The sequence below is a fragment of the Pantoea sp. PA1 genome (assembly GCF_056856975.1).
The window spans coordinates 401,054-425,997 of sequence record NZ_JBXGEE010000001.1 but is presented as its reverse complement, the minus strand read 5'-3'; the positions used below and the strand labels follow the sequence as shown (position 1 = coordinate 425,997).

Below are 24,944 nucleotides of genomic sequence, written 5' to 3'. Positions count from 1 at the left end.
GTAATGAATGTTGAAAAATTCCGTTGCAGAAGAAATACAAACACTTTTTTCTTTACTTCAGCCTTAATTTTATCGCTGGCAGGGTATTTTCCCGCAACCTGTTCTGCGGAAGAAAAACCCATGAACATCGCTGTTTACAGAGGAGAGGCGGGCTGTACAGGCTGTTCAGAAATGGTCGTTAAATCGCTTATCAATACAGGGAAAAATTTCTCTATCAGTTACATAGGCGAAAATGAAAAGCTCAAGCTAAATAGCAGAAACCTTAACAAATTTGATATGTATATTCAGCCGGGTGGCGGACAGGATATTCCTGCGGCTTATGATGCGATAAGCGATGAGGGAGCAGAAGCGATCCGTAATTTTGTTCGCTCTGGTAAACGTTTTCTGGGAATTTGTATGGGCGCCTATCTGGCGGATAAAGACTGGATAGGATTGATCGACGTCCCTCTGGATAGCGAAGTGGGCAGGCCAGGTTCAGAGGCCGCTGATGAGGGAGATTACACATTGTCATTACTGTGGGGAGGCAAAAAAGAATCCGCTTACTTTCAGGATGGTCCTTATCTGAGTAACAGTTCGGCCAGCAAAGGGTTTACACCCATCTCCTGGTACAGCAATGGCGATGTTGCCATGGCGGCCTATACCTATGGAAAGGGAAAAGTCGTTCTTTCGGGACCGCATCCCGAAGCGGATGAAAGCTGGATCGATGCCACTATGCCAGGCTATATACCTGCCCGAAGCAAAATGATCAGAATATTGAATTACCTGAACACAGAAAATAACTGAACGCGGGTAAAGTATAAGAGCCTGAAATGGCCTTTATCTCAATATCTGAAGAGAAAAATCAAAAATTTCTTCAAGAAAGAGTGCGCGCTTCTCATCCGAATAATCAAGTATGATCATACTTGAATAGCCATCGAGCACAGCCGCAATTTTGCGGGCTGAGATATGACTATCTGCGGAGGAAAATTCCCCGGACTCTGTACCACGCGTAATGATATCTTCAACGATTTCATTACACTGGATAAAGTTGCCATGAATAAGGTCAGCATAGCGCTGATCTCGTGCTGAAAGAGGCCATATTTCAAGATATAATATCCAGTGAGAAGAGGGCGCGTTCGGAAGGAAATAATCCAGGAAAAAGAGCAGCTCTTCAGCGATTTTTTCGATACCCCGCTCTTTTTTCATTGAAAAATAATCGATGATATCGTCATCGAGCATTTTTTTTATGGCGTCGAGCTTAAGCTCTTCCCAGTTACTGTAATAATGATACATATGGCTTCTGGAAATATTAAGCCGGGTGTTCAAATCACGCGTCGAAACATTGTTGAGCCCTTTCTCTTTAAAAAGGCTCAACGCTGTTTTCTTTATGATATTTTTAAAGGAGTCGACTTTCATTTCCAGGATTTTTTTAGCTTCAGATGGCGGCATAATACCATTTTAAGAAACTCAGCGCTAACGGCGGTAAAATACCCCCTCATGCCGGGAACCGGCCGAACAGAATATGCTATCCATGCGTCATCACGAGGAGGGCATGGCCCTGCCCTTACCCCGGGTCCCGCCCCATCCTCACCATCGCCCGATACCAGGCTCCTCTCTGAATCGACCAGCGCAACCCGACCGCAATCGCATTAATCTTCCGATCAATCATCGCCTGCTGAAAGCGCCCTGTCTCACGGCCGGACATCGCCTGCGCCCATGCTGGCATCAGCCCGAACCCCGACGCCAGCATCACTTTCATCACCGGCTTCGCCTGCCAGCTTGGGGCTGGCGCATTCATCAGCAGTCGCGTCACTTCAGCGGTGCGCGCATCAAAGCGTAATTCCGGACGCATCTGCTGCAGATAATCCGCCACATCGACGACGCTTTTCGGCACCCGCTCCGCGCCCAGCGACTCAGCAATCAGCGCCGCTTCCTGATAGTACCGATCCTGTTCGGCACGCGTGAGGTGGGGATTTTTATAGCGCAGATGGGCCGCCAGGAAACGGCTGGTCTCTGCCACATGCACCCAGGTCAGCAGATGCGGATCGCTGGCGGCATAGGGTTTACCTTCGCTGTCGACGCCGCTGACTTTAAGGTGAATGCGTTTCACCCGGTCGATCAGCGTCTGCGCATCCTGCTGATTACCGTAGGTGGTCACGGCGATGAACTGACTGGTGCGCCGCAGCCTGCCCATCATATCTTCGCGGAAATTGGAGTGATCCCAGACGCCCGCCAGCGCCGCCGGATGCAGCATCTGTAATAGCAGCGCGCTGATCCCGCCGCACATCATGGAGGTGAAGTCGCCGTGAACGCGCCAGATTACGCTGTCCGGGCCAAACAGGCCGGGATCGCCAGGCGGCTGGGAGAGGTCAAACTCATTCATCGACAGGCCGTTAAGGCGAAAGACCTGCTGCTGAATACGGTCACGCAGATTTATCATGGTGGCTCTGATAGTGAAATGACGCGGCGCGCCGTAGCAGGACGCTAACGACGCGCCGCACCCCCTTTCTCAGGAGAAAGGCGGGCGGTTACAGATAGCTGAACTGCGCATCCTGAGTACGAACGGAATCGAGTCCAATCATCACGTTGAATTTGCCGGGCTCCGCCACATGCTGCATCTGCTGGTTCCAGAACTTCAGCGCATCGACGGCGATCTTAAAGGTCACGGTCTGAGACTCGCCCGCTTTCAGCATGATGCGTTTGAAACCACGCAGCTCCTGCACCGGACGGCTGATGGAGGCGACCGGATCGTTGAGGTACATCTGCACCACCGTCGCACCGTCGCGCTGACCGCTGTTAGTCACCGTCACGCTGGCCTCGATGCTGCCGTTACGCGGCATGGTCGGCGACGACATTTTCACCGGAGACACCGTAAAGCGGGTGTAGCTCAGGCCGTAACCAAACGGATAGAGCGGGCCGTTAACCGCATCATAGTAGTGCGACGTATATTTGTTCGGCTTAGCAAAGTTGTAAGGCCGGCCGGTGGGCAGATGGTTGTAGTAGATCGGAATCTGCCCCACGGAACGCGGGAAGGAGACCGGCAGCTTGCCCGACGGGTTATAGTCGCCAAACAGGACATCGGCGATGGCGTTACCGCCTTCCGTCCCGCTGAACCAGGTCTCCAGCATCGCATCGGCCATACGATCTTCATTCACCACCGATAGTGCGCGTCCGTTCATCAGCACAATCACCAGCGGTTTGCCGGTGGCTTTCAGCGCGGCCAACAGCTTCTGCTGGCTCGGCGGGATCACCAGGTCGCTGCGGCTGGAGGCTTCGTGGGCCATACCCTGCGCTTCACCTACGGCGGCAACAATGACATCCGCCTGCTTCGCTTTGGCGACCGCGTCGTCGATCATCTGCTGCGGTGAACGCGTGTCGATGGAAACCGCCGGTTCATAGAGGTTCAGGAAGTCCTGAATGCCTTTATTATCGGAAACGTTGGCGCCCTTCTCATAGAGCAGCGTCGCTTTGCCTTCGGTCGCGTTGCGCATCCCCTGCAGCAGCGAGACGGATTGTTTCGCCACGCCAGCCGCGGACCAGCTACCCATAATGTCGCGCTGGCTGTCGGCCAGCGGCCCGATCAGCGCAATGGTGCCCGATTTCTTCAGTGGCAGCGTCTCCAGCCGGTTCTTCAGCAGCACGATACTCTTGCGCGCTACGTCGCGCGCTTCGGCCCGATGCAGACGGCTCTCCGCGTTGGTGTCCTGCGGGTCGCTCTCTTTCGGCCCTAAATGGCTGTAGGGATCGTTGAACAGCCCCATATCATATTTGACGTTAAGCACATGACGCGCCGCATCATCAATTTCGGCCATACTGACTTCACCGCGCTTCACCAGATCCGGCAGATATTTGCTGTAATACTCGTCGCTCATGCTCATGTCGACGCCCGACTTCAGGGCGATGCGCACCGCGTCCTGCGGATCGCTGGCGACGCCATGCTTAATCAGCTCTTTAATGGCGCCGTGGTCGCTGATGGTAATGCCTTTGAATTTCCACTGACCGCGCAGCAGATCCTTGAGCAGCCAGCTGTCCGCCGTCGCCGGTACGCCATTAATGGAGTTCAGCGCTACCATAACGCCGCCGCTGCCCGCATCCAGAGAGGCTTTATAAGGCGGCAGATAGTCCTGGAACATGCGCTGCGGACTCATATCCACCGTGTTGTAATCCCGGCCGCCTTCGACCGCGCCATAGAGCGCGAAGTGCTTGACGCTGGTCATCACGCTGTAGCGATCGGCGGCGCTTTTACCCTGCATCGCCTGCACCATGCTGCGGCCCATCTCGCTGGTGAGATAAGTATCTTCACCAAACCCTTCCGAGCCACGCCCCCAGCGCGGTTCACGGGTGACATCCACCATCGGTGCCCAGGTCATATTCAGGCCATCGTCGGCTGCCTCATAGGCGGACACGCGCCCGACCTCTTTCACCGCATCCAGATCCCAGCTCGACGCCAGCGCAAGGGGAATAGGAAAAATGGTGCGCTGGCCGTGGATGACGTCGAACGCGAAAAAGAGCGGGATCTTCAGCCGGCTGAGCTGCATCGCCTGATCCTGCATGGCGCGGATATCCGGGCGGGTCACCGTGTTAAAGATCGCACCAACCTGACTCTTCTGAATCATGTCGCGAATGGCTTCTTTGGGATTATCCGGTCCGACGCTGATTAAACGCAGCTGACCGATCTTTTCGTCCAGCGTCATTTTTTTCAGCAGCTGGTTAACGAAGGCATCCCGCGCCTGTTCGGTCATCGGGTGGTGACCTGGCACGGTCTCAGCCAGTGCCGGTTGCATCGCGAGGGAAACAGCGAGACTAACAGAGTAAATCCATTTCATCAGGTTGGGTTCTCTTAAGTAACTGCGCAATATCGTATTAACAGGCGGCAGTGTGCCACAAGATGAGAATAGCAGGTAGCCTGCCGCTGTCACACTGCGAGGAGATGAGCGGACGTGCTACAGTTAAGGCGCACTGATAAGACAAGGGAATTGCTCATGATACCAACCTCTGCCCTGCTTTCTGACCTGCGCCGCCTCGTCGGCCCCTCTCATCTGCTGACTGAACCTGAACAGACCGCCCGCTATCGCAAAGGCTTTCGCTCCGGCGAAGGGGATGCGCTGGCCGTGGCGTTTCCCGGAACGCTGCTGGAGCTCTGGCGGGTTCTGCAAACGCTGGTCAGGGCGGATGTCATCATTCTGATGCAGGCGGCGAATACCGGCCTGACAGAAGGCTCGACGCCGCATGGCGACGACTACGACCGCCCGCTGGTGATTGTCAGCACCCTGCGGCTGGATAAGCTGCAGCTGATCGACAACGGCCAGCAGGTGCTGGCTTTCCCCGGCAGCACCCTTTATCAGCTGGAAAAAGCGCTGAAGCCACTGGGACGCGAACCGCACTCGGTGATCGGCTCCTCCTGCATCGGCGCGTCGGTCCTGGGCGGCATCTGCAATAACTCCGGCGGATCGCTGATCAAACGTGGTCCGGCCTACAGTGAAATGGCCCTGTTCGCCCGAATCGATGCGGAGGGCAAACTGCGGCTGGTGAACCATCTGGGCATTGAGTTAGGCAGCACGCCGGAAGAGATTCTGGGCCGGCTGGATGACGATCGCTGGCAGCCCGGTGATGTGCAGCACGATGGCCGCCACGCCTCTGACCACGAATATGCTGACCGGGTGCGTGACGTGAATGCCGATACGCCCGCCCGCTATAACGCCGATGCGCGCCGTCTGTTCGAAGCCTCGGGCTGTGCCGGCAAGCTGGCGGTGTTTGCCGTGCGACTGGACACCTTTGCCAGCGAACCCCAGCAGCAGGTGTTCTATATCGGCACCAACGAGCCTGGCGTCCTCACCGATATCCGCCGTCACATTCTGGCGCACTTCACCCATCTGCCGGTGGCGGGTGAATATATGCACCGCGACATCTATGACATTGCGGAGGTCTACGGCAAAGATACCTTCCTGATGATCGACAGGCTGGGCACCGACAAAATGCCGCTGTTCTTCACGCTGAAGGGGCGGGTCGATGCCTGGCTGAACAAACTCGCCTTCGTTAAACCGCACTTCACCGACCGCCTGATGCAGCGCCTGAGCCGGCTGTTCCCGGCGCATCTGCCCAAACGCATGAAGCAGTATCGCGACAGATATGAACATCATCTGATGCTGAAGATGTCTGGTGAAGGCGTTGCGGAAGCGCGTAACTACCTGCGCGACTACTTCCGTGAAGGCGGAGGCGAATTCTTTGAGTGCGAAGGCAAAGAGGGGGCGCACGCTTTTCTGCATCGGTTCGCGGCTGCAGGGGCGGCCGTGCGCTATCACGCGGTGCACGCTGACGAGGTCGAGGATATCCTGGCGCTGGATATCGCCCTGCGTCGCAACGATGCTGACTGGTTTGAAACGCTGCCTGAAGCGATCCGCGCTTCGCTGAGCCATCGCCTCTACTATGGTCACTTCTTCTGTCACGTCTTCCATCAGGATTACATCGTCAGAAAAGGTGTCGACGTGCACGCCCTGAAAGCGCAGATGCTGGAGATTCTGCAGGCGCGCGGCGCGGAATACCCCGCCGAGCACAATGTGGGCCATCTCTATCAGGCGAAACCGCAGCTGGCGGCCTTCTATCGCCAGCTCGATCCCACCAACAGCTTTAATCCCGGCATCGGCAAAACCAGCAAGCAAAAAGGCTGGGCCGTAAAGCAGCCGTAATCGGCTCACCGGCCCGCCTGCTCATCAAAGCGGCGGGCTGATTAAGGCTATTCAGATAACATCCGCATTAAAAACAGTTAACCTCCTTTCTGATATTCTCCCTGATTATTTATAAAGCGATTCTGTTCTGCGTAATATCTCACAAAAGATTGCCCTGCCAATTGATCATCCGTCAGCCGGAAAATAGAGTGCCGTTGAAAAATAACAGAAAAAGAGAGAATGCCTTATTCAGGCAGCGCTAACCCTTACGGGTAACGCACTATCCGTTTCAGCAGGGATGAATCATGATGTTAAAGCGATACCTTATGGCGCTCACGCTGCTGAGCCTTACAGCCTCAGCTTACGGCAGCGCCTCAGTTCAGCGGGGAGTGAATCCAATCCGTCACTTCAGGCTCACCTGTCAGGTCAACGATAATCAGGCTGCCCTTCATGGCACCGATTGTGCTGCAGTGGGTGGCGACTACGCCGCCTGCAATCGCGCCACCCTTACCCTGACCAACAACGGCCCGGCCCTGACGGACAGGCACTGGGCCCTCTACCTGAGCAACGTCCACCAGAGGCTGCGGGTCGATCATGACCAGTTCAGAATGACCCACCTTGTCGGCGGTTTAACCCGGCTGGAGCCGACAGAGAAGTTCACCGGCCTTGGCGCAGGCGAATCGGTGCAGGTTCCCGTCGTCCATGAATACTGGCAGCCGTTCGCGCACAATCGCCCGGACAGAGCAGAGGATCGCCTCCTCGCCTCGCTGCGCTCGCGGAACGACGATCAGGGCCGGTAAAACCCGGCCCTTTTGCCTTAAACCAGCTTCTCTTCGGGTTCCGCATCCGGCTGCTGACGGCGTTCGATAATCATGGTCTGCGGCGTGGAAAGCAGGATGCCCTCTTTACGCAGGCGCGTCAGGATATCGAACAGCAGATCGCTTTTGGCGCCGGAAATCTGGCGCTGCCCGGCCACGTTACCGGTCACGCTCAGCACAATGCCCTGCTGGGTCAGATCTTTAAACGAAACAGATGGCTCTGGCGTCTCCAGAATACGTTCGTTTTCGTTGTAAACATCGAGCAGAATATCGCGCACTTTCACCGGATCGATGTTGAGCGGGAAGGTCAGCGTAATTGTCACCACACCCTGCGCATTGCCCATCGTGGCGTTGCGCACGTTCTGCGAGATAAATTGCGAGTTCGGCACGATGACCGTGGATTTGTCACCCAGCTGGATCTCGGTGGCACGCACGTTAATCCGGCGGATATCCCCTTCGATGCCGCTGATGGTCACCAGATCGCCCACCTTCACCGGCCGCTCGGTTAACAGAATCAGGCCCGAAATAAAGTTCTTCACGATCTCCTGCAGGCCGAAACCGATACCGACCGACAGCGCACTGACGATCCAGGCCAGCTTGTTCCACTGCAGCCCCATGATCGACAGGGTCAGCAGGATGATCAGCACATAACCGATGTTGCTGAACAGCGTCACCAGCGACACCCGCATCCCCACGTCCATGGTGGTTTTTGGCAGGAAGTCGGTGTCGAGCCAGCGGCGCACCGAGCGCAGCACATAGATGCCGACAATCAGGCAGATCAGCGCATTAACCATGTGTGCCGGAACGATATTCAGGGACTCCAGCCCTTTCCCGCCCCAGAACTCAATCACCTTCTGCAGCAGCTCAATCGGCGTTGAGGAGGCAAACGTCCCGTTGACCAGCGCCAGCGCCACAAACAGCACCAGAATGGTCTTACCAATCGCCGTCAGCAGCGTGGCGGTTTGCTGCAGATGCCGCTCATTGATGTTGAGCGAACTCTGAATGCGGCGGCCGGTTGCATTGCTGGTCGAAAAGAGACTCTCGCAGCCATCGTTGAGCAGATGGCTCAGGAAGTAGAAGGAGCCAAACAGCAGGCCACACCAGATCACCTCATAACTCAGGAATCGCGCCAGCGTGACATAACCGACCAGCAGCGAGATCAGGATGGCGAGCGCGGTCAGGGTCAGCCCCAGCTGGATCAGCCCGACCAGCGTAGAGCGGGCTTCCGGCGGCGTGCCTGACAGCGTCATGCGACGACGAACGCGGTTGGTTCGCATGCTGATGGCCAGCGCGGTACTGCCTATCAGCAGCGCCGTCAGGCCGTTGGCGAAAATGGTGGTATTCAGACTGGTGCCGACGCTGTAGTTAAAGGCCTCCACCGTCTGGAAGATAAACACCAGCACCGCGGTAATAGGCGGGAACGGTTTGAGCGCCAGCGCCACTTCATTGGAGATGGTGGGCAAACGCCAGCTCGGCCGCCGCGTAGAGAGAAACGCACGCCCCAGTCCGGCGATCAGGCCACAAAAGACGCTGAGCTGAACCAGCCGATCGACAAAGTCCTGCACATTTTCCGAGACCTCATCGCGGCGGGTAAACGCCAGAGCGATAAAGTTAAAGGTGAGCACCACCGCCACCAGCGTGGTCAGGGCAATCGCGGCCGCCAGGAAGCTGCGGCGCAGTTTGCCTTCCGGCAGTTTATGAATGCTGACCCAGGCAAGAAACTCCTCGCTGTAGCGACGACCCACCGTCATCACCAGCAGCGCCGCCAGCAGCCAGAGCGTACTGCCTATGCGCCAGCCCGGCTCCCAGGAGAGCGCCGCGGTGTCCTGCAGCTCCTGCAGAAACTCGCCGATCTTCTCCCCGTCCAGGTCCTGGCTGTTGGTCAGGGGAGACCAGAAACGCGCACCGAGAATGGTACCGGAGTTGAGCGCCAGCTGACTTTTCAGCTGGTCACGGCGCAGGTTAACAATCTGCGACGACAGCGTTAAGGCACCATTTTTAATGCCCTCTGCCTGCTTGATCTGATCGTCGAGTTTGCTTTTCTGACTCTCCAGCGCGTTTCGCTTGCGCGTCACCTCCGGCGTCTCTTTTACCCCGCTGTCAGCTTTGGGGGCCGGACCCAGCACCTGCAACTGCGCTTCCAGCTGCTGGCGATCGGGGATCAGCGCCTGACCCAGCGTGTCGGCATTGCCGGAAAGCTCCAGCGCCATCTCATTCAGCTGATTCAGTTTGTTTTCGCCCGCGTCGCCTGACACCTGGCTCTTAATCTTATCGAGGATCTTCTGCATTTTCGGCAGTTCAACCGAAGCATTCAGCTTCGGCTGGGCATCCTGTTCCTGTTCCTGTGCCGCCGCGGTGATATCATCCGCCGCCTGCGTCACCGCCGGGGCAAACGCCACCAGCGTCAGCATTAACCATGCAAAAAAGGATCTTATAAACATATGAGTAAAATTCCGGCAGCTTATATCAGGCGATCGTCCCTCGCCAGTCGCGCGTAGTGTAGGACTTTGCAAGGGATGGCAATATAGGAATAACGGGTATTTTTCGGGCTAATTCCGGGCAGACCGCGCGCGTTACGCCGCTGCCCGGCTCGCCCGGCGCGCCTGCTCAGACAGCAGACAACGCCGGGTAACACAGCAGACGTTCTCTGCTCTCTTTACTCCACGCCGGCACTGCTGTCCCCGTTGCTGGCGACCTGGCCCGACTTCTGCTTTTTGTACGCCAGCGCAGCCGCAGGCACCGGCGCGGCTTTGCCGGTCTCGATCCAGCTGCGCAGACGGTTGGCATCCGCGAAATGGGTATATTTGCCGAAGGCATCCAGCACCACCAGCGCCACCGGACGATTGTTGATCATGGTGCGCATCACCAGGCAGTGCCCCGCCTCGTCCGTATAACCGGTTTTGGTCAGCTGGATATGCCAGTCATTTTTGTAGACCAGATGGTTGGTGTTGCGGAACGGCAGTGCATAGCTCGGATGGGCAAACACGGCCGTCTCTTCTTTGGTGGTGCTGAGGGCGCCGAGCAGCGGATATTCGCGCGTCGCCTTAAGTAATTTGACCAGATCCTGGGCGCTGGAGACGTTTTGCGTCGACAGGCCGGTCGGCTCCACGTAGCGGGTCTGTTTCATACCCAGCGACCGCGCTTTGGCATTCATCGCCCGGATAAAGGCGTTGTATCCGCCCGGATAGGCATGAGCCAGGCTGGCGGCAGCGCGGTTCTCCGAGGACATCAGCGCCAGCAGCAGCATGTTGCGGCGGCTGATCTGGCTGTTGAGCTTCACGCGTGAGAAGACGCCACGCATTTCCGGCGTCTGGCTGATATCGACGGTTAACATCTCGTTCATCGGCAGGTGCGCATCCAGTACCACCATCGCCGTCATCAGCTTGGTGATAGAGGCAATCGGCCTGACCCGATCCGGGTGACTGGAGAAGAGCACTTTATTATTGGTGAGGTCGACAATCATCGCACTGCCAGAGGCAATCTGCGGCTGAGCAATAGGCGTAAGCTGCGACAGGGAGGTGGTCGCCTGAGCCGGAAGTGAAACAATCTGCCCGGAAACGAGCAGTGCCAGCGAAAGCAGGCTGGAACGAATTTTTGCAGACATCGTAGAAAAACCCGGTTGGTGTTATGTACTGTGCCAGAGAGACACAGGCCGCCCGCCTCAGTCACGTCGGCGCGCGGGCTGGCAGCAGCATCATACGCGGAAGGTTAAGAAATTTCCTGGGGAGAGTGTATCCGGGCGTAAAAAGAAAACTGCCGCCAGGCCGGCGGCAGCGGTTGTCTAGAACAGGCGGGGACCATATCCCCACAGCACCACGGTCAGGGCCAGTAACACTTCAAACACCAGCACGCCGATCGCCAGGGTGGAACCGGAGAAGCGCAGGCTCTCTTCACGGTCGATGTTCAGAAACAGCGGAATGCCGATATAGAGCAAATAGCCGGTGTAGAGCAGCGCCAGCGCACCCGCCAGCACGCAGAGCCAGACCAGCGGATAGAGCGCCACCAGCCCGCTGAGAAACAGCGGTGTCGCCACATAACCCGCGAAGACGGTACAGCGCTGCACGCCGGGCCGCTGCGGATAATCACGTGCCATCCAGTGGATCACCCGCCCCATCACCGCGACGCCACCGAGAATAATCAGATAGAACAGGATGCCGAGCCCAAGCCCGGTCGCCAGATTAAGTTGCACATATCGCCCCTCGCCCAGGTTCCACCCCAGCTGAGTGGTCCCGATGAAGGCGCAGATCACCGGGATCGCCGCCATCAGCAGAACATGGTGGGTATAGTGGTGCGATACACTCTCATTCTCTTGCTTAATATCACGCATTTCCTGATTCGGATGCGCCAGAAGTCCCCAGACATGGTTCATACAGTCACTCCTCTGATGCAGTGGGCCGCCCGATGAGCATGCGTCTTTGGGGGCAGCGTCTTCTCAAGTATAAACGGCAGCAAAACTTTCGTGGCGACCGGACAAAAAAACAGCAGAAATAAACGCACCCGCGCGGCCCGGGCGGAAGCGAAGCCAATTCGCGTATAGACTTGAAGAAACAGCCACCGAACAGGGAGTGTCACTTTGCATCTGGATATCAACGCATTAATTACGCAGTACGGTTATCTGGCACTGTTGATTGGCTGTATTGCCGAGGGGGAGACATTTACCTTACTGGGTGGCGTGGCTGCCCATGAAGGACTGCTGCACTATGCGGGCGTGGTGCTGGCTGCGATGGGCGGCGGGATCATCGGCGACCAGCTGCTCTACTGGGTTGGCCGCCGCTGGGGGACGCGCATCCTGCGCCGCTTTAAAAAGCATCAGGATAAGGTGGTGAAGGCGAACCGCCTGATCAAACGCCGTCCCAGCCTGTTTGTGATCGGCGTGCGCTTTATGTATGGCTTTCGCCTGATTGGTCCCATCATCATCGGGGCCAGCCGCCTCAATCCGATGAAATTTTTTATCCTCAATATCATCGGTGCGGCCATCTGGGCGCTGATCTTTGTCACGCTGGGCTATTTTGCGGGCGGCATTATCGCGCCGTGGCTGCATAAACTCGATCAGCATCTGAAACATCTGCTCTGGCTGGTTGGTGCGGTGGTGTTCGCCTTTGTCCTGCGCTGGGTGATCCGGCGCTGGCATAACCGTCGGGCCGATCAATAAGCGCTGACAGCTGCCCAAACGAAGCCGCATCGGCATGCTCAGCTATAGTTAACAGCACACTGACAGGGAGATGAGCATGAGTAAGGTAAAACGTAAGATTGAAGAGCACGGCGTCATTGGCGATCTCCGCACCTGTGCACTGGTGGCGAATGACGGGACGATTGATTATCTCTGCTGGCCTGAACTCGACAGCCCGTCGGTCTTCTCTGCCCTGCTCGACAGCGACGATGCCGGCCTCTTCTCCCTCTCGCCGGACTGGCCCGATGCGCGCCGTCAGCAGCTCTACCTGCCCGACACCAATATTCTGCAGACCCGCTGGCTGGATGAGCAGGGGGTCGCAGAAATTACCGACTATATGCCGATTTGCGATGACAGGGAGAAACTGCCGCGTCTGATCCGGCGGGTCAAAATGGTACGCGGCAGCGCGACCTTTACCCTGCGCTGTTCACCGCGCCACGACTACGCCCGGGCGCAGACGCGCGCCGAGGCCCATCACGGCTGTATCGATTTTCATGCCGAAGGTCAGCCCTCGCTGCGCCTCGCCGCCAGCGTGGTCATGACGCTGGAGGATGAGAGCGCGACCGCCGTCTTTACCCTGCAGCCGGGCGAACATGCGCAGTTTGAATTTGGCAGCGTCGACGATGCGCATATCGAAGCGCTGGCGACCGAACACTGCTTTGAAGATACCCTCAACTACTGGCGACGCTGGAGCGCAAAGAGCACCTATCAGGGACGCTGGCGTGAAATGGTGCAGCGCTCCGCGCTGGTGCTGAAGCTGCTCACCTCACATCAGTATGGCTCCATTGCGGCGGCGGCAACCTTTGGCCTGCCCGAAGAGCTGGGCGGTGAACGAAACTGGGACTACCGCGCCTCCTGGATTCGCGACGCCTCATTCAGCATGTATGCCCTGATGCGGCTGGGCTATACCGATGAAGCCAAACACTTTACGGAGTGGGTCGGCCGCTGCGTCGAGAACAGCCATCACGACGAGATGCGCCTGCAGGTGATGTACCGGCTGGACAGCGGCACCGAACTGCATGAGATGGAGCTGCTCAACCTCTCCGGCTACGGCGATTCCCGGCCGGTGCGCATCGGCAACGATGCCTGGCAGCAGACCCAGCTCGACATCTATGGCGAGCTGATGGATGCGATCTATCTGGCCAATAAATATGGCGAGGCGATCTCTCAGCGCGGCTGGGAGCACGTAGTGAAGATGATCGACTGGCTGAGCGAGAACTGGGATCAGCCCGATGCCGGGATCTGGGAGATGCGTGGTGAACCGGAACATTTTCTGCATTCCCGTCTGATGTGCTGGGTGGCGATGGACCGCGCGCTGCGTCTGGGCATGAAGCGATCGCTGCCGATGCCCTATCAGCGCTGGGATGAGGCGCGGCGTAAGATCCGCGAAGATATCTGGGCCAATTTCTGGAACGAGGAGCGCGGGCACTTCACCTCCACACGTCACGGCGACTATCTCGACGCCTCCATGCTGCTGATGCCGCTGGTGCGCTTTGTCGGTGCCACGGATCCGGACTGGCTCTCTACGCTGGACGCAATCAAAAAGGACCTGGTCAGCGATGGCATGGTGCGGCGTTACAATATTCATGAAACCCCGGCCGATGGCCTGCAGGGAGGGGAAGGCTCTTTCGGTGCCTGTTCCTTCTGGTATGTAGAGTGCCTGGCACGCGCAGGCCGGATACAGGAGGCGCATTTTGAGTTTGAGAAGCTGCTGAGCTACGCCAATCCGCTGGGCCTTTACGCCGAGGAGTTTGACAGCCACGGCCATGCGCTGGGCAATACGCCGCAGGCGCTGACGCACCTGGCGTTAATCAGCGCCGCCTTTTTCCTGAACCGGAAACTCAGCGGCGAACAGACCCAGTGGCAGCCTTAGTCATCGCGGTTTTCAGCGCCCTCTTTTCCCGAAAGGCGCTCATCTCTGCACGGTTTTAGGTAAAGTATTACTGTCAGGTTAAAATCCTGATTCACAACATCAGATCAATGAACATATAATGCGCAGCAGGTCACATTGGCCGGCATGAATTCGATACTTTGACCAGCCTGAAACAGGGCGATAAAGACTTGTAAAATATGAAAATGATTCGCGCTTTCGCTTCAATCGCACTGGCTCTGGCGGCGTTCAGCCAGTCAGCCTTTGCTGTGGTTTACCCGTTACCGCCGGCTAACAGCCGTCTGATCGGGGAAAATATTGAAATTACCGTTCCTGAAGACAGCAAATTGCCGCTGGAAGCTTTTGCGGCGCAGTATCAGATGGGCCTCAGCAACATGCTGGAAGCCAATCCGGGCGTTGACGTTTATCTGCCGAAAGCCGGCAGCAAAATGATTATCCCACAGCAGTTGATCCTGCCTGACGCCCCGCGCGAAGGCATTGTGATCAACAGCGCCGAGATGCGTCTTTACTACTATCCGAAAGGCAGCAAAACCGTGGTTGTCCTGCCGATTGGTATCGGTGAGCTGGGTAAAGATACCCCGATCAACTGGACCACGGCGGTTGAACGCAAAAAAGATGGCCCGACCTGGACGCCAACCAAAGGGATGCACGCCGACTACGCCGCTCGCGGTGAAACGCTGCCTGCCGTCTTCCCGGCTGGCCCGGACAACCCGATGGGCCTTTATGCGCTCTACATCGGTCGTCTCTATGCGATTCACGGCACCAACGCCAACTTCGGTATCGGCCTGCGCGTGAGCCACGGCTGTGTGCGTCTGCGTGCGGATGACATCAAGTGGCTGTATCAGAATGTGCCGGTCGGCACACGCGTTCAGTTCGTTGACCAGCCGGTGAAAGCCTCGGTTGAGCCAGACGGTTCGCGTTACCTTGAAGTGCATAACCCGCTGTCGACCACCGAAGAGCAGTTCAATTCCCGTGAGCTGGTGCCGATCACGCTGACTCAGGCCGTGACCAAAGTGCTGGCTGATGGCAGCATCAATCAGGATCAGGTTAACGCCGCGATTCAGGGCCGTACCGGTATGCCGGTAAAAGTGAACGGTGTGGAGAACAATGTTCAGACTGCACCTGTTCAGGTGCCGGAAAACTCACAGGCCGCCCCTCAGGAGCAGCCAATGACTCCGGTGACGCCTCAGGGTGCCAGCAGTGATGCTGCGCAGCCTCAGCAGCCCGCGACAGAAGCGGCCCCGGTGACCCCGGCCGCCCCGGCTGCCGCAACGAATAATAATTCGTAACGGACCGCCTGTTCTCAGAAGCCAGCGCCTGTCGCTGGCTTTTTTATTGCCCGCGCTATACCGCCCTCTCCGGCTAATTTTCCTGCCTGCCTATCATTAATCTGTCATAGAAAGCGCGTATCACACAGCGATAACCCGGTGCAAATCAGCATCCGCTATCCGCCACATGAGGTACACCATGAGCGAAAACAGTCTCCCCTCATCCGTCCGGGGCCGCCCCGATTTCAGTGGCAAAGGCAGTCGCTTCAGTAAACCGCTGTTTTTTATTCTGCTGGTCGCGGGTCTCGCGTTCGCCGGCCTCAACCTGGTCAGTGACGTTGAAGAGACCAACATGCCGGTTACCAGCTTCCTGCCCTTCTTTCTGCTGGGCCTGGCGCTGCTGATTGCGCTCGGTTTTGAGTTCGTCAATGGCTTTCACGACACCGCCAATGCCGTCGCCACGGTGATCTATACCCATTCGCTGACGCCCGGTGCCGCCGTGGTCTGGTCCGGTTTCTGTAATTTTATGGGCGTGCTGCTCTCCAGCGGGGTGGTGGCGTTTGGCATTATCTCGCTGCTGCCGGTGGAGCTGATCCTGCAGGCCAGCAGCGGCAACGGCTTCGCGATGGTCTATGCACTGCTCTTTTCCGCCATTATCTGGAATCTCGGCACCTGGTATTTTGGCCTGCCCTCCTCCTCCTCCCACACCCTGATTGGCTCCATCATCGGCGTTGGTGTCGCCAACGCGATGCTGCACGGGCGCAACGGGCTGAGCGGCGTGGACTGGGATCAGGCGCTGAAGGTGGGCTATGCGCTGCTGCTCTCGCCGGTGGTGGGCTTCGTCTGTGCCGGGCTGCTGCTGTGGGTCATGAAACGCTTTATCCGCAATCGCCAGCTTTACCGTGCGCCACAGAGCGATCAGCCGCCGCCGGTCTGGATCCGCGGCCTGCTGATCCTGACCTGTACCGGCGTCTCCTTTGCACACGGCTCTAACGACGGGCAGAAAGGGATGGGGCTGATTATGCTGATCCTGGTCGGCACCATGCCGATCGCCTACGCCCTGAACCGATCGCTGCCCGCCGACCAGATCCCGCGCGTGGCCGCGCTGACCGAAGTCACCGCGCATCAGCTGCGCCAGCTGCAACCGGCGGCGGCACACCCTCCGGCGGCCCGCGACGTGCTGACCGGCTTTGTCGGCAGCAACCGGATGAACAGCGATGTGTTACCGGCGCTGGCGATGACGCTCAATGAAGTGGGTGATGAGATTCGCCGCTATGGCTCGATGGATAACATTCCGGCGCAGGCGGTGACCAACACCCGCAACCAGATGTATCTGGCATCAGAGTCGATCAAGCATCTTCAGACCGCAAAGGTCACGCTGCCGCAGGAGACGGAACGCAATCTGAAAGCCGTGAAAAGCGAACTCGACAGCGCCACCCGCTTTATTCCGATGTGGGTAAAAGTGGTGGTGGCGATTGCGCTGGGGCTTGGCACGATGGTCGGCTGGCGCCGGATTGTGGTCACGGTGGGAGAACGCATCGGCAAAACCCATCTCAGCTATGCGCAGGGTGCCAGCGCCGAGCTGGTGGCGATGGCGACCATTGGCGCGGCGGACGGTTTCGGTTTACCGGTTTCCACCACCCATGTGCTCTCCTCGGGCGTGGCGGGCACCATGGCGGCCAATCGCTCCGGCCTGCAGCTTGCCACGCTGCGCAACCTGGCCGTTGCCTGGGTCTTAACCCTGCCGGTCTCCATTCTGCTCTCCGCCCTGCTCTACTGGCTGTTTACCCGTTTCTGATGACCCAGCGGCTCACCCGCTGGTGAGCCGCTGTTGAGCGCAGAGCCGCAGCGTAATCAGCAGCGCACCCAGGACCATGACCGCCGCCGCGAGGTAGACCGACTGCATGCCCCAGTGTCCGATAAAGAGTCCCGCCACCGGGCCGGTTAAGCCCAGTCCCAGATCGAGAAAGGCGGAGTAGGTGCCGAGCGCCGATCCCTGATCCTGGCGCTCAACCCGCTTAACGGCTTCCACCCCCAGTGCCGGAAAGACCAGCGAAAAACCGCTGCCGGTCAGAAACGCCCCCGCCCCCACCAGCCACGCGCTGTCCGCCTGCCAGATCAGCAGCAGTCCCACACACTCCAGCAGAAAGGAGAACAGCGAGACGCGCAGTCCGCCAAAGCGGGTGATAAAGCGCCCGAAGCCGAGACGCACCAGCACAAAGCCCAGGCTGAACAGCGTCAGCGCATAGGCCGCGCCCTGCCAGTTGCGGCTGGCAAAGTAGAGGGTAATGAAGGTGGCAATCACGCCAAAGCCGATGGTGCCGAAGCCCAGCGCCAGACCGTAGAGCCAGACGCGGGAAAAGACGCGATGAAACGGAATGCGCTCGCCCAGGCTGACGGTGACGGCAGGTTTGCGGCTCGCCATCAGATAGCCTGCTATCCCCATCACCGCAATCAGGCCAGCAAAGCCGCTCATGCCGAACTGACCATTGAGCATCACGCCCAGCGGTGCGCCCACCGCCATCGCCAGATAGGTGGCGACGCCGTTCCAGGAGATCACGCGGGCGGTCTGCAGCGGCCCGACGATGTTCATGCCCCACAGGGTGGAGCCGGTGCTGCTGAAGCTTTCGCCCACCCCAAGAAACAGCCGTCCGACAGCCAGCAGCGTCAGGCTCAGCCATGGCCAGCTGCTCAGCAGGGCGGCGACGATGGTCAGCACCCCGCTCATGCCGCAGCAGAGCAGCCCCAGCATCACCACGCGTTTAGGCCCAAGCCGGTCGGCCAGACGGCCCGACTGAGGACGGCTGAGCAGCGTTGCGAAATACTGAATACTGATAATCAGCCCGGCGATAAATGAGCTGAAGCCGAGGTGATTTTTGACAAAGCCAGGCAGCACAGCCAGCGGCAAGCCGACAGAGAGATAGCAGAAGAAGGTGAAAACGATAACGGAAAGGATACGTTTGTTGAGCTGGCTGTTGCTCAACACAGCGGTGTCAGACATAGCAGAGTTGCGGTGAAGGAAATTTGGCTCACTATACCGTCAGGCCGTTAAGGGGTCGCCTGATTTTTTATCACAAACCATGAACCGTCGCGTGACGATCGATCGCCTGTGCAATGTCGCCCGACGATTTTAACGCCCGGATTTCGCTGAACAGGCCATCCGCTTCTGCATACGCTTTGCGCAGATAGCCAAGCCACTGTTTGATGCGCGCGACGTGATAGAGTCCGGTGTCGCCCTGCTTTTCCAGCCGGCTATATTTCTGCAACAGGCGCACCACCTCAGGCCAGGCCATTGGCGGCTCGTTGTATTTGACCACCCGGCTCAGGTTAGGGATGTTCAGCGCACCGCGGCCAATCATCACCGCATCGCAGCCGGTGACCGCCATACAGTTCTGCGCGCTCTGCCAGTCCCAGATTTCACCGTTAGCAATCACCGGAATGCGCAGCCGCTGACGAATCTCGCCAATCGCCTGCCAGTTGATCGCCTCGGCACGATAGCCTTCTTCCTTGGTTCGTCCATGCACCACCAGCTCACTGGCTCCCGCCTGCTGTACAGCATCGGCGATCTCCAGACTGCGGGCGCTGGAATCCCAGCCGAGCCGCACTTTCACCGTGACCGGTAAGTCAGCAGGCACCGCTTCACGCATCGCTTTCGCGCCGCGATAGATCAGATCGGGATCTTTAAGCAGGGTCGCCCCGCCCCCGCTGCCGTTGACCAGCTTAGAGGGACAACCGCAGTTGAGATCCACCCCCCAGGAGCCCAGCGCCACCGCACGGGCGGCGTTCTCGGCTAACCATTCGGGATGCTGCCCCAGCAGCTGCATCCGCACCCGCGTGCCGGAAGGCGTGCGGCTGTTGTTATGCAGCTCGGGGCAGAGACGATAAAAGGATTTTACCGGCAGCAGCTGATCGACCACGCGCAAAAACTCGGTAATGCAGAGATCGTAGTCGTTCACTTCCGATAACAGCTGGCGCACCAGCGAATCAAGCACGCCCTCCATCGGCGCCAGTAAAACCCTCATACTCAGACGTTCCCGGTGCGCTTCGGTGCCGGACGACGCGGTCGGGAAGCGGGCTTGTCGCCCTGAGGCGCAGGCTGTCCCTGACGACGAGGCTGAGAACGCTTGTCGCCGGATGAACGTGGTGCACCTGCACCCTGTCCGCCCTGACCACGACCGCGCCCGCCGCCTGCACCGCCGCGCGACTGCTGCTGGCGACCGTTGATGATAGGCTCTGCTTTGATGCTCGGATCGGGTTCATAACCCGGAATCGCCAGGCGCGGGATTTCACGCTTCAGCAGGCGTTCGATATCACGCAGCAGTTTATGCTCATCGACGCAGACCAGTGACAGTGCCGCACCGGTGGCCGCCGCACGGCCGGTACGGCCAATACGGTGCACATAATCTTCGGCGACGTTGGGCAGCTCATAGTTGACCACGTGTGGCAGCTCTTCGATATCCAGGCCACGCGCCGCGATATCGGTCGCCACCAGCACGCGGATCCCGCCGGATTTAAAGTCAGCCAGCGCACGGGTACGGGCACCCTGGCTCTTGTTGCCGTGGATCGCGGCGGCGGTGATGCCATCTTTGCCCAGCTGCTCGGCAAGGTGGTTAGCGCCATGCTTGGTTCGGGTAAAGACCAGCACCTGCTGCCAGTTCCCTTCGCCAATCAGCTGCGACAGCAGTTCCCGCTTGCGCTTCTTATCCACGAAATGCACCTGCTGAGCAACCTGTTCAGAGGCGGTGTTGCGGCGCGCCACTTCCACCATTTCCGGGTTGGTCAGCAGTTTTTCAGCCAGGCCTTTGATCTCATCAGAGAAGGTGGCCGAGAAGAGCAGGTTCTGACGCTTAGCCGGCAGGCGCGCCAGCACGCGACGGATGTCGTGGATAAAGCCCATATCGAGCATCCGGTCCGCTTCATCCAGCACCAGAATTTCGACCTTAGAGAGGTCAACCGCATTCTGATGCGCCAGATCCAGCAGACGACCCGGTGTCGCCACCAGCACGTCGACGCCGCCACGCAGTTTAACCATCTGCGGATTGATGCTGACGCCACCAAACACCACCATCGACCGCAGCGGGAGATATTTGCTGTAGTCACTGACGTTTTCGCCGACCTGCGCCGCGAGTTCGCGGGTCGGGGTCAGGATCAGGGCGCGCACCGGGCGACGGCCGCGCACCGGCGTGGTGGTCGCAGAGAGTTTTTCAAGCAGAGGTAAGGTAAAGCCGGCCGTCTTGCCGGTGCCGGTCTGGGCGCTCGCCAGCAGATCGCGGCCTGCCAGCACCACAGGAATCGCCTGGCGCTGGATAGGTGTAGGTTCGCTGTAGCCTTGTTCGGCGACCGCGCGCAAAATATCGGCACTCAGGCCGAGAGAGTCAAAAGACATTACGTGATTTACTCCGGTCCGCTCTGTCCGTGATTCACGGTGTAGTTTTCAGAGGGATAGTGACGGCAGCTGGGGCTGACGCGTGAAAAGGGCACAAACTACGATGCGTAAGCGGGCGAGTGTAGCAGCTTTAGAGCAAGTGTGCGAGATAGCTCACATTTACACACACATCTTCCCCGCCCCATAAACAGGAAGGCCACCTTTCGGTGGCCTTCAACTTAGCTACGTTTTTTTTCGATGCGCCGTGGCGGTTCTTTCGCCAGCAGCGACACCAGCGCCGGACCCAGCAACATCACCACGCCGAGGCACGCCAGCAGCAGGTTGTTGTGGTAGATCCGCGACACCAGGAACAGTGTCATCATGGCAGCGCCAAAGTAGTAAGTGGTGGTCGCTTCTTCAAGATAATCGCCAAGGGTCCGTAAACGGGCGATGCGCTGTGTTGCCAGCATGGCAACAAAAACCAGTGCGTAGACGGCCACCAGCGTGCTGCAGACATCGACCAGGGCCTTGTGCTTCCAGCCCCAGATCAGCGCAGCGATCACCAGCAGATGCATAGCGATATGCATGTACGTCTGACCCGTGATGATTTGAATACGATTAGACCATTTCATTCAGTTCTCCTGGCAGACCCAACAGGTCGCCCAAGTGCTACCGGCACAAGCCGGAAACGGTTTCCTCAATGTAAAACAATTTTCGGATAACGCCTTAATTATCGCCCTCTCTCACCACCCATTTGTGACAAAGACTACACTTTGATTCTGGTGATGATGAAAAGGAGTGCGTCGCGAGTATGCCACAAAACACGCAAGGATTTTCAATAAAAGTCCTGACGATCAATACACACAAGGGTTTTGCCCCGTTTAATCGCCGCTTCATCCTGCCGGAATTACGCGAAGCCGTTCGCGCAACGTCGGCGGATGTGGTCCTTCTGCAGGAGGTGATGGGCACGCATGCCATCCATCCGCTTAACCATGACGCGTGGCCCGAGGCGCCACACTATGAGTTTCTGGCCGACACCATGTGGAACGATTTCGCCTACGGGCGCAATGCGGTCTACCCGGAAGGACATCACGGCAATGCCGTGCTGTCGCGCTTTCCGATTGCAGAGTATGAGAACCGGGATATCTCGGTGGCGGGCAGTGAAAATCGCGGCATGCTGCACTGTCAGATCGCCCTGCCCGAGCCGCATGGCACGCTGCACGTTATCTGCGTGCACCTTGGCCTGAAGGCCTCGCACCGCCGCGCGCAGATGAAAATGATATGTGAAATGGTCACCTCGCTGCCGCCCGACGCGCCGGTTGTGGTGGCGGGTGATTTTAACGACTGGCAACGACGCGCTAACGCGATCTTAAAACAGGGCGCAGGCCTGAAAGAGGTATTCAGCATGAAAACCGGACGCCCGGCGCGCACCTTCCCGGCGCGCTTCCCGATTCTGCGGCTCGACCGCATCTATGTGCGCAATGCCACCGTCACTCATCCGTGGGCGCTGCCGCGTAAGCCGTGGTCCCATCTCTCCGACCATGCGCCGCTGGCCGTGGAGATTCACCTATGAATTTCAGCTGGCAGGAAGGCAACCGGCTGCTGTTGCTGGAAAATGGTGAGGCGTTTTTCCCGCGCGTCTTTGGTGCGATACAGCGGGCCGAGCGCACGGTCCTGATTGAAACCTTTATTCTGTTTGAGGATGAGGTCGGCAATGCCCTGCATCGCGAACTGCTGGCGGCGGCCCAGCGCGGGGTGCGGGTTGAAATCATGGTGGATGGCTACGGCTCCGCCGAACTCTCCGACAACTTTGTGAACAGCCTGACCAGCGCGGGCGTGCGCTTTATCTACTACGATCCGCGCCCGCTGGTGATGGGCATGCGTACTAACGTGTTCCGCCGCCTGCACCGCAAAACCGTGGTAGTGGATGATGTGGTGGCCTTTGTGGGCGGCATCAACTTCTCTGCCGAGCACAACACCGACTACGGCCCCGAGGCCAAGCAGGATTATGCGGTGCAGGTGAAAGGGCCGGTGGTAGGCGATATCGCCCGCTATCTGCAGCAGGCGATTGGCAGTGAACAGCCTACCCGCCGCTGGTGGGGGTCGCGTTCTCACCGTCCGGCGGTCAATGCCAGGCCCGGCGATGCCCAGGTACTCTATGTCTATCGCGACAATGACGAACATCGCGACGACATCGAAATGCACTACCTTGAGATGCTGCGCGAGGCGAAGCGGGATGTGATTATCGCTAACGCCTACTTCTTTCCCGGCTACCGGCTGTTGCGTGAGATGCGCAACGCGGCGCAGCGCGGCGTCAGGGTGCGGCTGATTGTGCAGGGCGAGCCGGATATGCCAATTGTGAAAGTAGGCGCGGAGTTGCTCTACAACTATCTGGTCGATGGCGGGGTTGAAGTCTATGAATATATCCGTCGTCCGCTGCACGGCAAGATCGCGGTGAAGGACGATCAGTGGGCCACCGTCGGCTCCAGCAATCTCGACCCGCTCAGCCTGTCACTCAACCTGGAAGCCAACCTGATCATTCACGACCGGCCGTTTAACCAGACGCTGCGTGACAACCTTGAAGCGCTGCTGGCAAATGATTGTCAGCGGGTGCAGGAGGATCGTCTGCCCCCGCGCAACTGGTGGCAGCTCAGCAAAAGCGTGGTGGTCTTCCACTTCCTGCGCCATTTCCCGGCTATTGCGGGCTGGTTACCGGCGCACACACCGCGGCTGGCCCAGGTGGCAGCCCCGGTGCAGCCCGAGATGGAGACACAGGATCGCGTAGAAGCCGACAACCAGGGAGCAAAATCCTGATGGCAAAAAAACATCCACGCTGGCAACTGGCAAAAAAGATCCTCACCGTGCTGTTCTTTATCGCGGTGGTGGTGCTGCTGGTGGTTTATGCCCGCAAAGTGAACTGGGAAGATGTTTATGACGTCATCGTTAACTACAACCGCTTTGTGGTTCTGACCGCCGCCGGACTGGTGGTGCTGAGTTACCTGGTCTACGGCTGCTATGACCTTATCGGGCGCGCCTACTGCGGACATAAGCTGGCGAAGCGGCAGGTGATGCTGGTGTCATTTATCTGTTACGCCTTTAACCTGACGCTGAGCACATGGGTCGGCGGTGTGGCGATGCGCTACCGGCTCTACTCCCGTCTGGGACTCGACAGCGCCACCATCACCCGCATCTTCTCCCTGAGCATCGCCACCAACTGGCTGGGCTACATTCTGCTGGCTGGCGTGGTGTTCAGTGCAGGCATGGTCTCCATCCCCAGCGGCTGGTTTATCGGTGAGACTACCCTGCGGCTGATCGGTGTGGTGCTGCTGGTGCTGGTGGCGATCTACCTCTGGGCCTGTGCCTTCTCGAAACAGCGGCGCTGGACGGTCAAAGGGCAGACGCTGCAGCTCCCCTCGCTGCGTATGGCGCTGCTGCAGTTTGGCGTCTCCTGCGCTAACTGGATGGTGATGGGGGCGATTATCTGGCTGCTGCTGGGACGCGATGTCGGCTATCCGATGGTGCTGGGCGTGCTGCTGATCAGCAGTATTGCCGGGGTGATCATTCATATTCCGGCGGGGATTGGCGTGCTGGAGGCGGTCTTCCTGGCACTGCTCAGCGGTCAGCACGCGTCGCATGGCACCATTATCGCGGCGCTGCTCGCCTATCGCGTCCTCTATTTCATCCTGCCGCTGCTGCTGGCGCTGGTGCTCTATCTGGTTCTGGAGAGCCGGGCAAAGCATCTGCGCCAGAAGAACGAGCAGAAGCTTCAGAAGTCATCATAAAACGGG

The 24,944-nt window shown here is 58.4% G+C and carries 20 protein-coding genes; 10 read left to right on the top strand and 10 right to left on the bottom strand.

Features of this window, described 5'->3' with window-relative positions:
- Positions 1-3 precede the first annotated feature (3 nt).
- A complete protein-coding gene (locus AC1V0D_RS02265) occupies positions 4-783 on the top strand; it encodes a BPL-N domain-containing protein (protein WP_033736366.1) in 780 nt (259 codons plus the stop codon).
- 33 nt (positions 784-816) lie between these two features.
- Here the strand turns inward: AC1V0D_RS02265 and AC1V0D_RS02260 are convergent, their stop codons facing one another.
- The 3 genes from AC1V0D_RS02260 to bglX form a co-directional block, all read right to left on the bottom strand.
- Positions 817-1,395 (bottom strand): TetR/AcrR family transcriptional regulator, encoded by a 579-nt coding sequence (locus tag AC1V0D_RS02260; protein WP_482906916.1) that lies wholly within the window; start codon positions 1,393-1,395, stop codon positions 817-819.
- Between the two features lie 148 nt (positions 1,396-1,543).
- Positions 1,544-2,419, bottom strand: coding sequence for an oxygenase MpaB family protein (locus AC1V0D_RS02255; protein WP_325936990.1), 876 nt, complete (start codon positions 2,417-2,419; stop codon positions 1,544-1,546).
- 88 nt (positions 2,420-2,507) lie between these two features.
- Positions 2,508-4,805 carry a beta-glucosidase BglX gene (gene bglX / locus AC1V0D_RS02250; protein WP_482906915.1) on the bottom strand — a complete coding sequence of 766 codons (2,298 nt, stop codon included), beginning with the start codon at positions 4,803-4,805 and terminating at the stop codon, positions 2,508-2,510.
- Between the two features lie 156 nt (positions 4,806-4,961).
- Here bglX and dld point away from each other — a divergent pair, with 156 nt between their 5' ends.
- Both dld and AC1V0D_RS02240 read left to right on the top strand, forming a co-directional pair.
- A complete protein-coding gene (dld, locus tag AC1V0D_RS02245; RefSeq protein ID WP_046101465.1) occupies positions 4,962-6,665 on the top strand; it encodes a D-lactate dehydrogenase in 1,704 nt (567 codons plus the stop codon).
- A gap of 284 nt (positions 6,666-6,949) precedes the next feature.
- Positions 6,950-7,444 carry a carbohydate-binding domain-containing protein gene (locus AC1V0D_RS02240; protein ID WP_482906914.1) on the top strand — a complete coding sequence of 165 codons (495 nt, stop codon included), beginning with the start codon at positions 6,950-6,952 and terminating at the stop codon, positions 7,442-7,444.
- A gap of 17 nt (positions 7,445-7,461) precedes the next feature.
- Here AC1V0D_RS02240 and AC1V0D_RS02235 read toward each other — a convergent pair whose 3' ends face one another.
- The 3 genes from AC1V0D_RS02235 to AC1V0D_RS02225 form a co-directional block, all read right to left on the bottom strand.
- Complete coding sequence (locus AC1V0D_RS02235; RefSeq protein ID WP_482906913.1) at positions 7,462-9,903, bottom strand: DUF3772 domain-containing protein; 2,442 nt, start codon at positions 9,901-9,903, stop codon at positions 7,462-7,464.
- Between the two features lie 215 nt (positions 9,904-10,118).
- Positions 10,119-11,066, bottom strand: a complete 948-nt coding sequence (gene pbpG, locus AC1V0D_RS02230) for a D-alanyl-D-alanine endopeptidase (RefSeq protein WP_009091304.1) — start codon at positions 11,064-11,066, stop codon at positions 10,119-10,121.
- 177 nt (positions 11,067-11,243) lie between these two features.
- The gene (locus AC1V0D_RS02225; RefSeq protein ID WP_009091306.1) at positions 11,244-11,831 is read right to left on the bottom strand and encodes a Yip1 family protein; all 588 of its coding nucleotides are present in this window, start codon (positions 11,829-11,831) and stop codon (positions 11,244-11,246) included.
- 204 nt (positions 11,832-12,035) lie between these two features.
- On the opposite strand from AC1V0D_RS02225, the gene AC1V0D_RS02220 reads away from it, so the two are divergent.
- From AC1V0D_RS02220 to AC1V0D_RS02205, 4 genes are all read left to right on the top strand, one after another.
- Positions 12,036-12,614 (top strand): DedA family protein, encoded by a 579-nt coding sequence (locus AC1V0D_RS02220; protein WP_009091308.1) that lies wholly within the window; start codon positions 12,036-12,038, stop codon positions 12,612-12,614.
- Positions 12,615-12,690: 76 nt separating this feature from the next.
- Positions 12,691-14,505 carry a glycoside hydrolase family 15 protein gene (locus AC1V0D_RS02215; protein WP_009091310.1) on the top strand — a complete coding sequence of 605 codons (1,815 nt, stop codon included), beginning with the start codon at positions 12,691-12,693 and terminating at the stop codon, positions 14,503-14,505.
- Positions 14,506-14,702: 197 nt separating this feature from the next.
- Positions 14,703-15,812, top strand: a complete 1,110-nt coding sequence (locus tag AC1V0D_RS02210; protein ID WP_009091312.1) for a L,D-transpeptidase family protein — start codon at positions 14,703-14,705, stop codon at positions 15,810-15,812.
- A 178-nt stretch (positions 15,813-15,990) separates the two neighbouring features.
- Positions 15,991-17,589: an inorganic phosphate transporter gene (locus AC1V0D_RS02205; RefSeq protein ID WP_482906912.1), complete on the top strand. Its 1,599-nt coding sequence runs from the start codon at positions 15,991-15,993 to the stop codon at positions 17,587-17,589.
- 12 nt (positions 17,590-17,601) lie between these two features.
- On the opposite strand, the gene AC1V0D_RS02200 is transcribed toward AC1V0D_RS02205, so the two are convergent.
- The 4 genes from AC1V0D_RS02200 to AC1V0D_RS02185 all read right to left on the bottom strand — a co-directional run bounded on the left by AC1V0D_RS02200 (position 17,602) and on the right by AC1V0D_RS02185 (position 21,788).
- Complete coding sequence (locus tag AC1V0D_RS02200) at positions 17,602-18,792, bottom strand: MFS transporter (protein WP_111207706.1); 1,191 nt, start codon at positions 18,790-18,792, stop codon at positions 17,602-17,604.
- A gap of 70 nt (positions 18,793-18,862) precedes the next feature.
- Positions 18,863-19,813, bottom strand: a complete 951-nt coding sequence (gene dusC / locus AC1V0D_RS02195) for a tRNA dihydrouridine(16) synthase DusC (RefSeq protein ID WP_009091316.1) — start codon at positions 19,811-19,813, stop codon at positions 18,863-18,865.
- A 2-nt stretch (positions 19,814-19,815) separates the two neighbouring features.
- Positions 19,816-21,177, bottom strand: coding sequence for an ATP-dependent RNA helicase RhlE (gene rhlE / locus AC1V0D_RS02190; RefSeq protein ID WP_009091317.1), 1,362 nt, complete (start codon positions 21,175-21,177; stop codon positions 19,816-19,818).
- A gap of 218 nt (positions 21,178-21,395) precedes the next feature.
- Entirely contained in the window at positions 21,396-21,788 is a 393-nt protein-coding gene (locus tag AC1V0D_RS02185; protein ID WP_009091318.1) for a YbhQ family protein, read from the bottom strand.
- Positions 21,789-21,967: 179 nt separating this feature from the next.
- Between AC1V0D_RS02185 and AC1V0D_RS02180 the strand changes: the two genes are divergently transcribed.
- Genes AC1V0D_RS02180 through AC1V0D_RS02170 form a run of 3 tightly spaced genes read left to right on the top strand, consistent with a single transcriptional unit; the run spans position 21,968 to position 24,938 of the window.
- Positions 21,968-22,729: an endonuclease/exonuclease/phosphatase family protein gene (locus tag AC1V0D_RS02180; protein ID WP_009091319.1), complete on the top strand. Its 762-nt coding sequence runs from the start codon at positions 21,968-21,970 to the stop codon at positions 22,727-22,729.
- The gene (gene clsB / locus AC1V0D_RS02175) at positions 22,726-23,970 is read left to right on the top strand and encodes a cardiolipin synthase ClsB (RefSeq protein ID WP_009091321.1); all 1,245 of its coding nucleotides are present in this window, start codon (positions 22,726-22,728) and stop codon (positions 23,968-23,970) included. Before AC1V0D_RS02180 ends, clsB begins: the two co-directional genes overlap by 4 nt.
- Positions 23,970-24,938: a lysylphosphatidylglycerol synthase domain-containing protein gene (locus AC1V0D_RS02170; RefSeq protein WP_009091322.1), complete on the top strand. Its 969-nt coding sequence runs from the start codon at positions 23,970-23,972 to the stop codon at positions 24,936-24,938. The genes clsB and AC1V0D_RS02170 overlap by 1 nt, the downstream gene beginning before the upstream one ends.
- Positions 24,939-24,944: the final 6 nt, after the last annotated feature.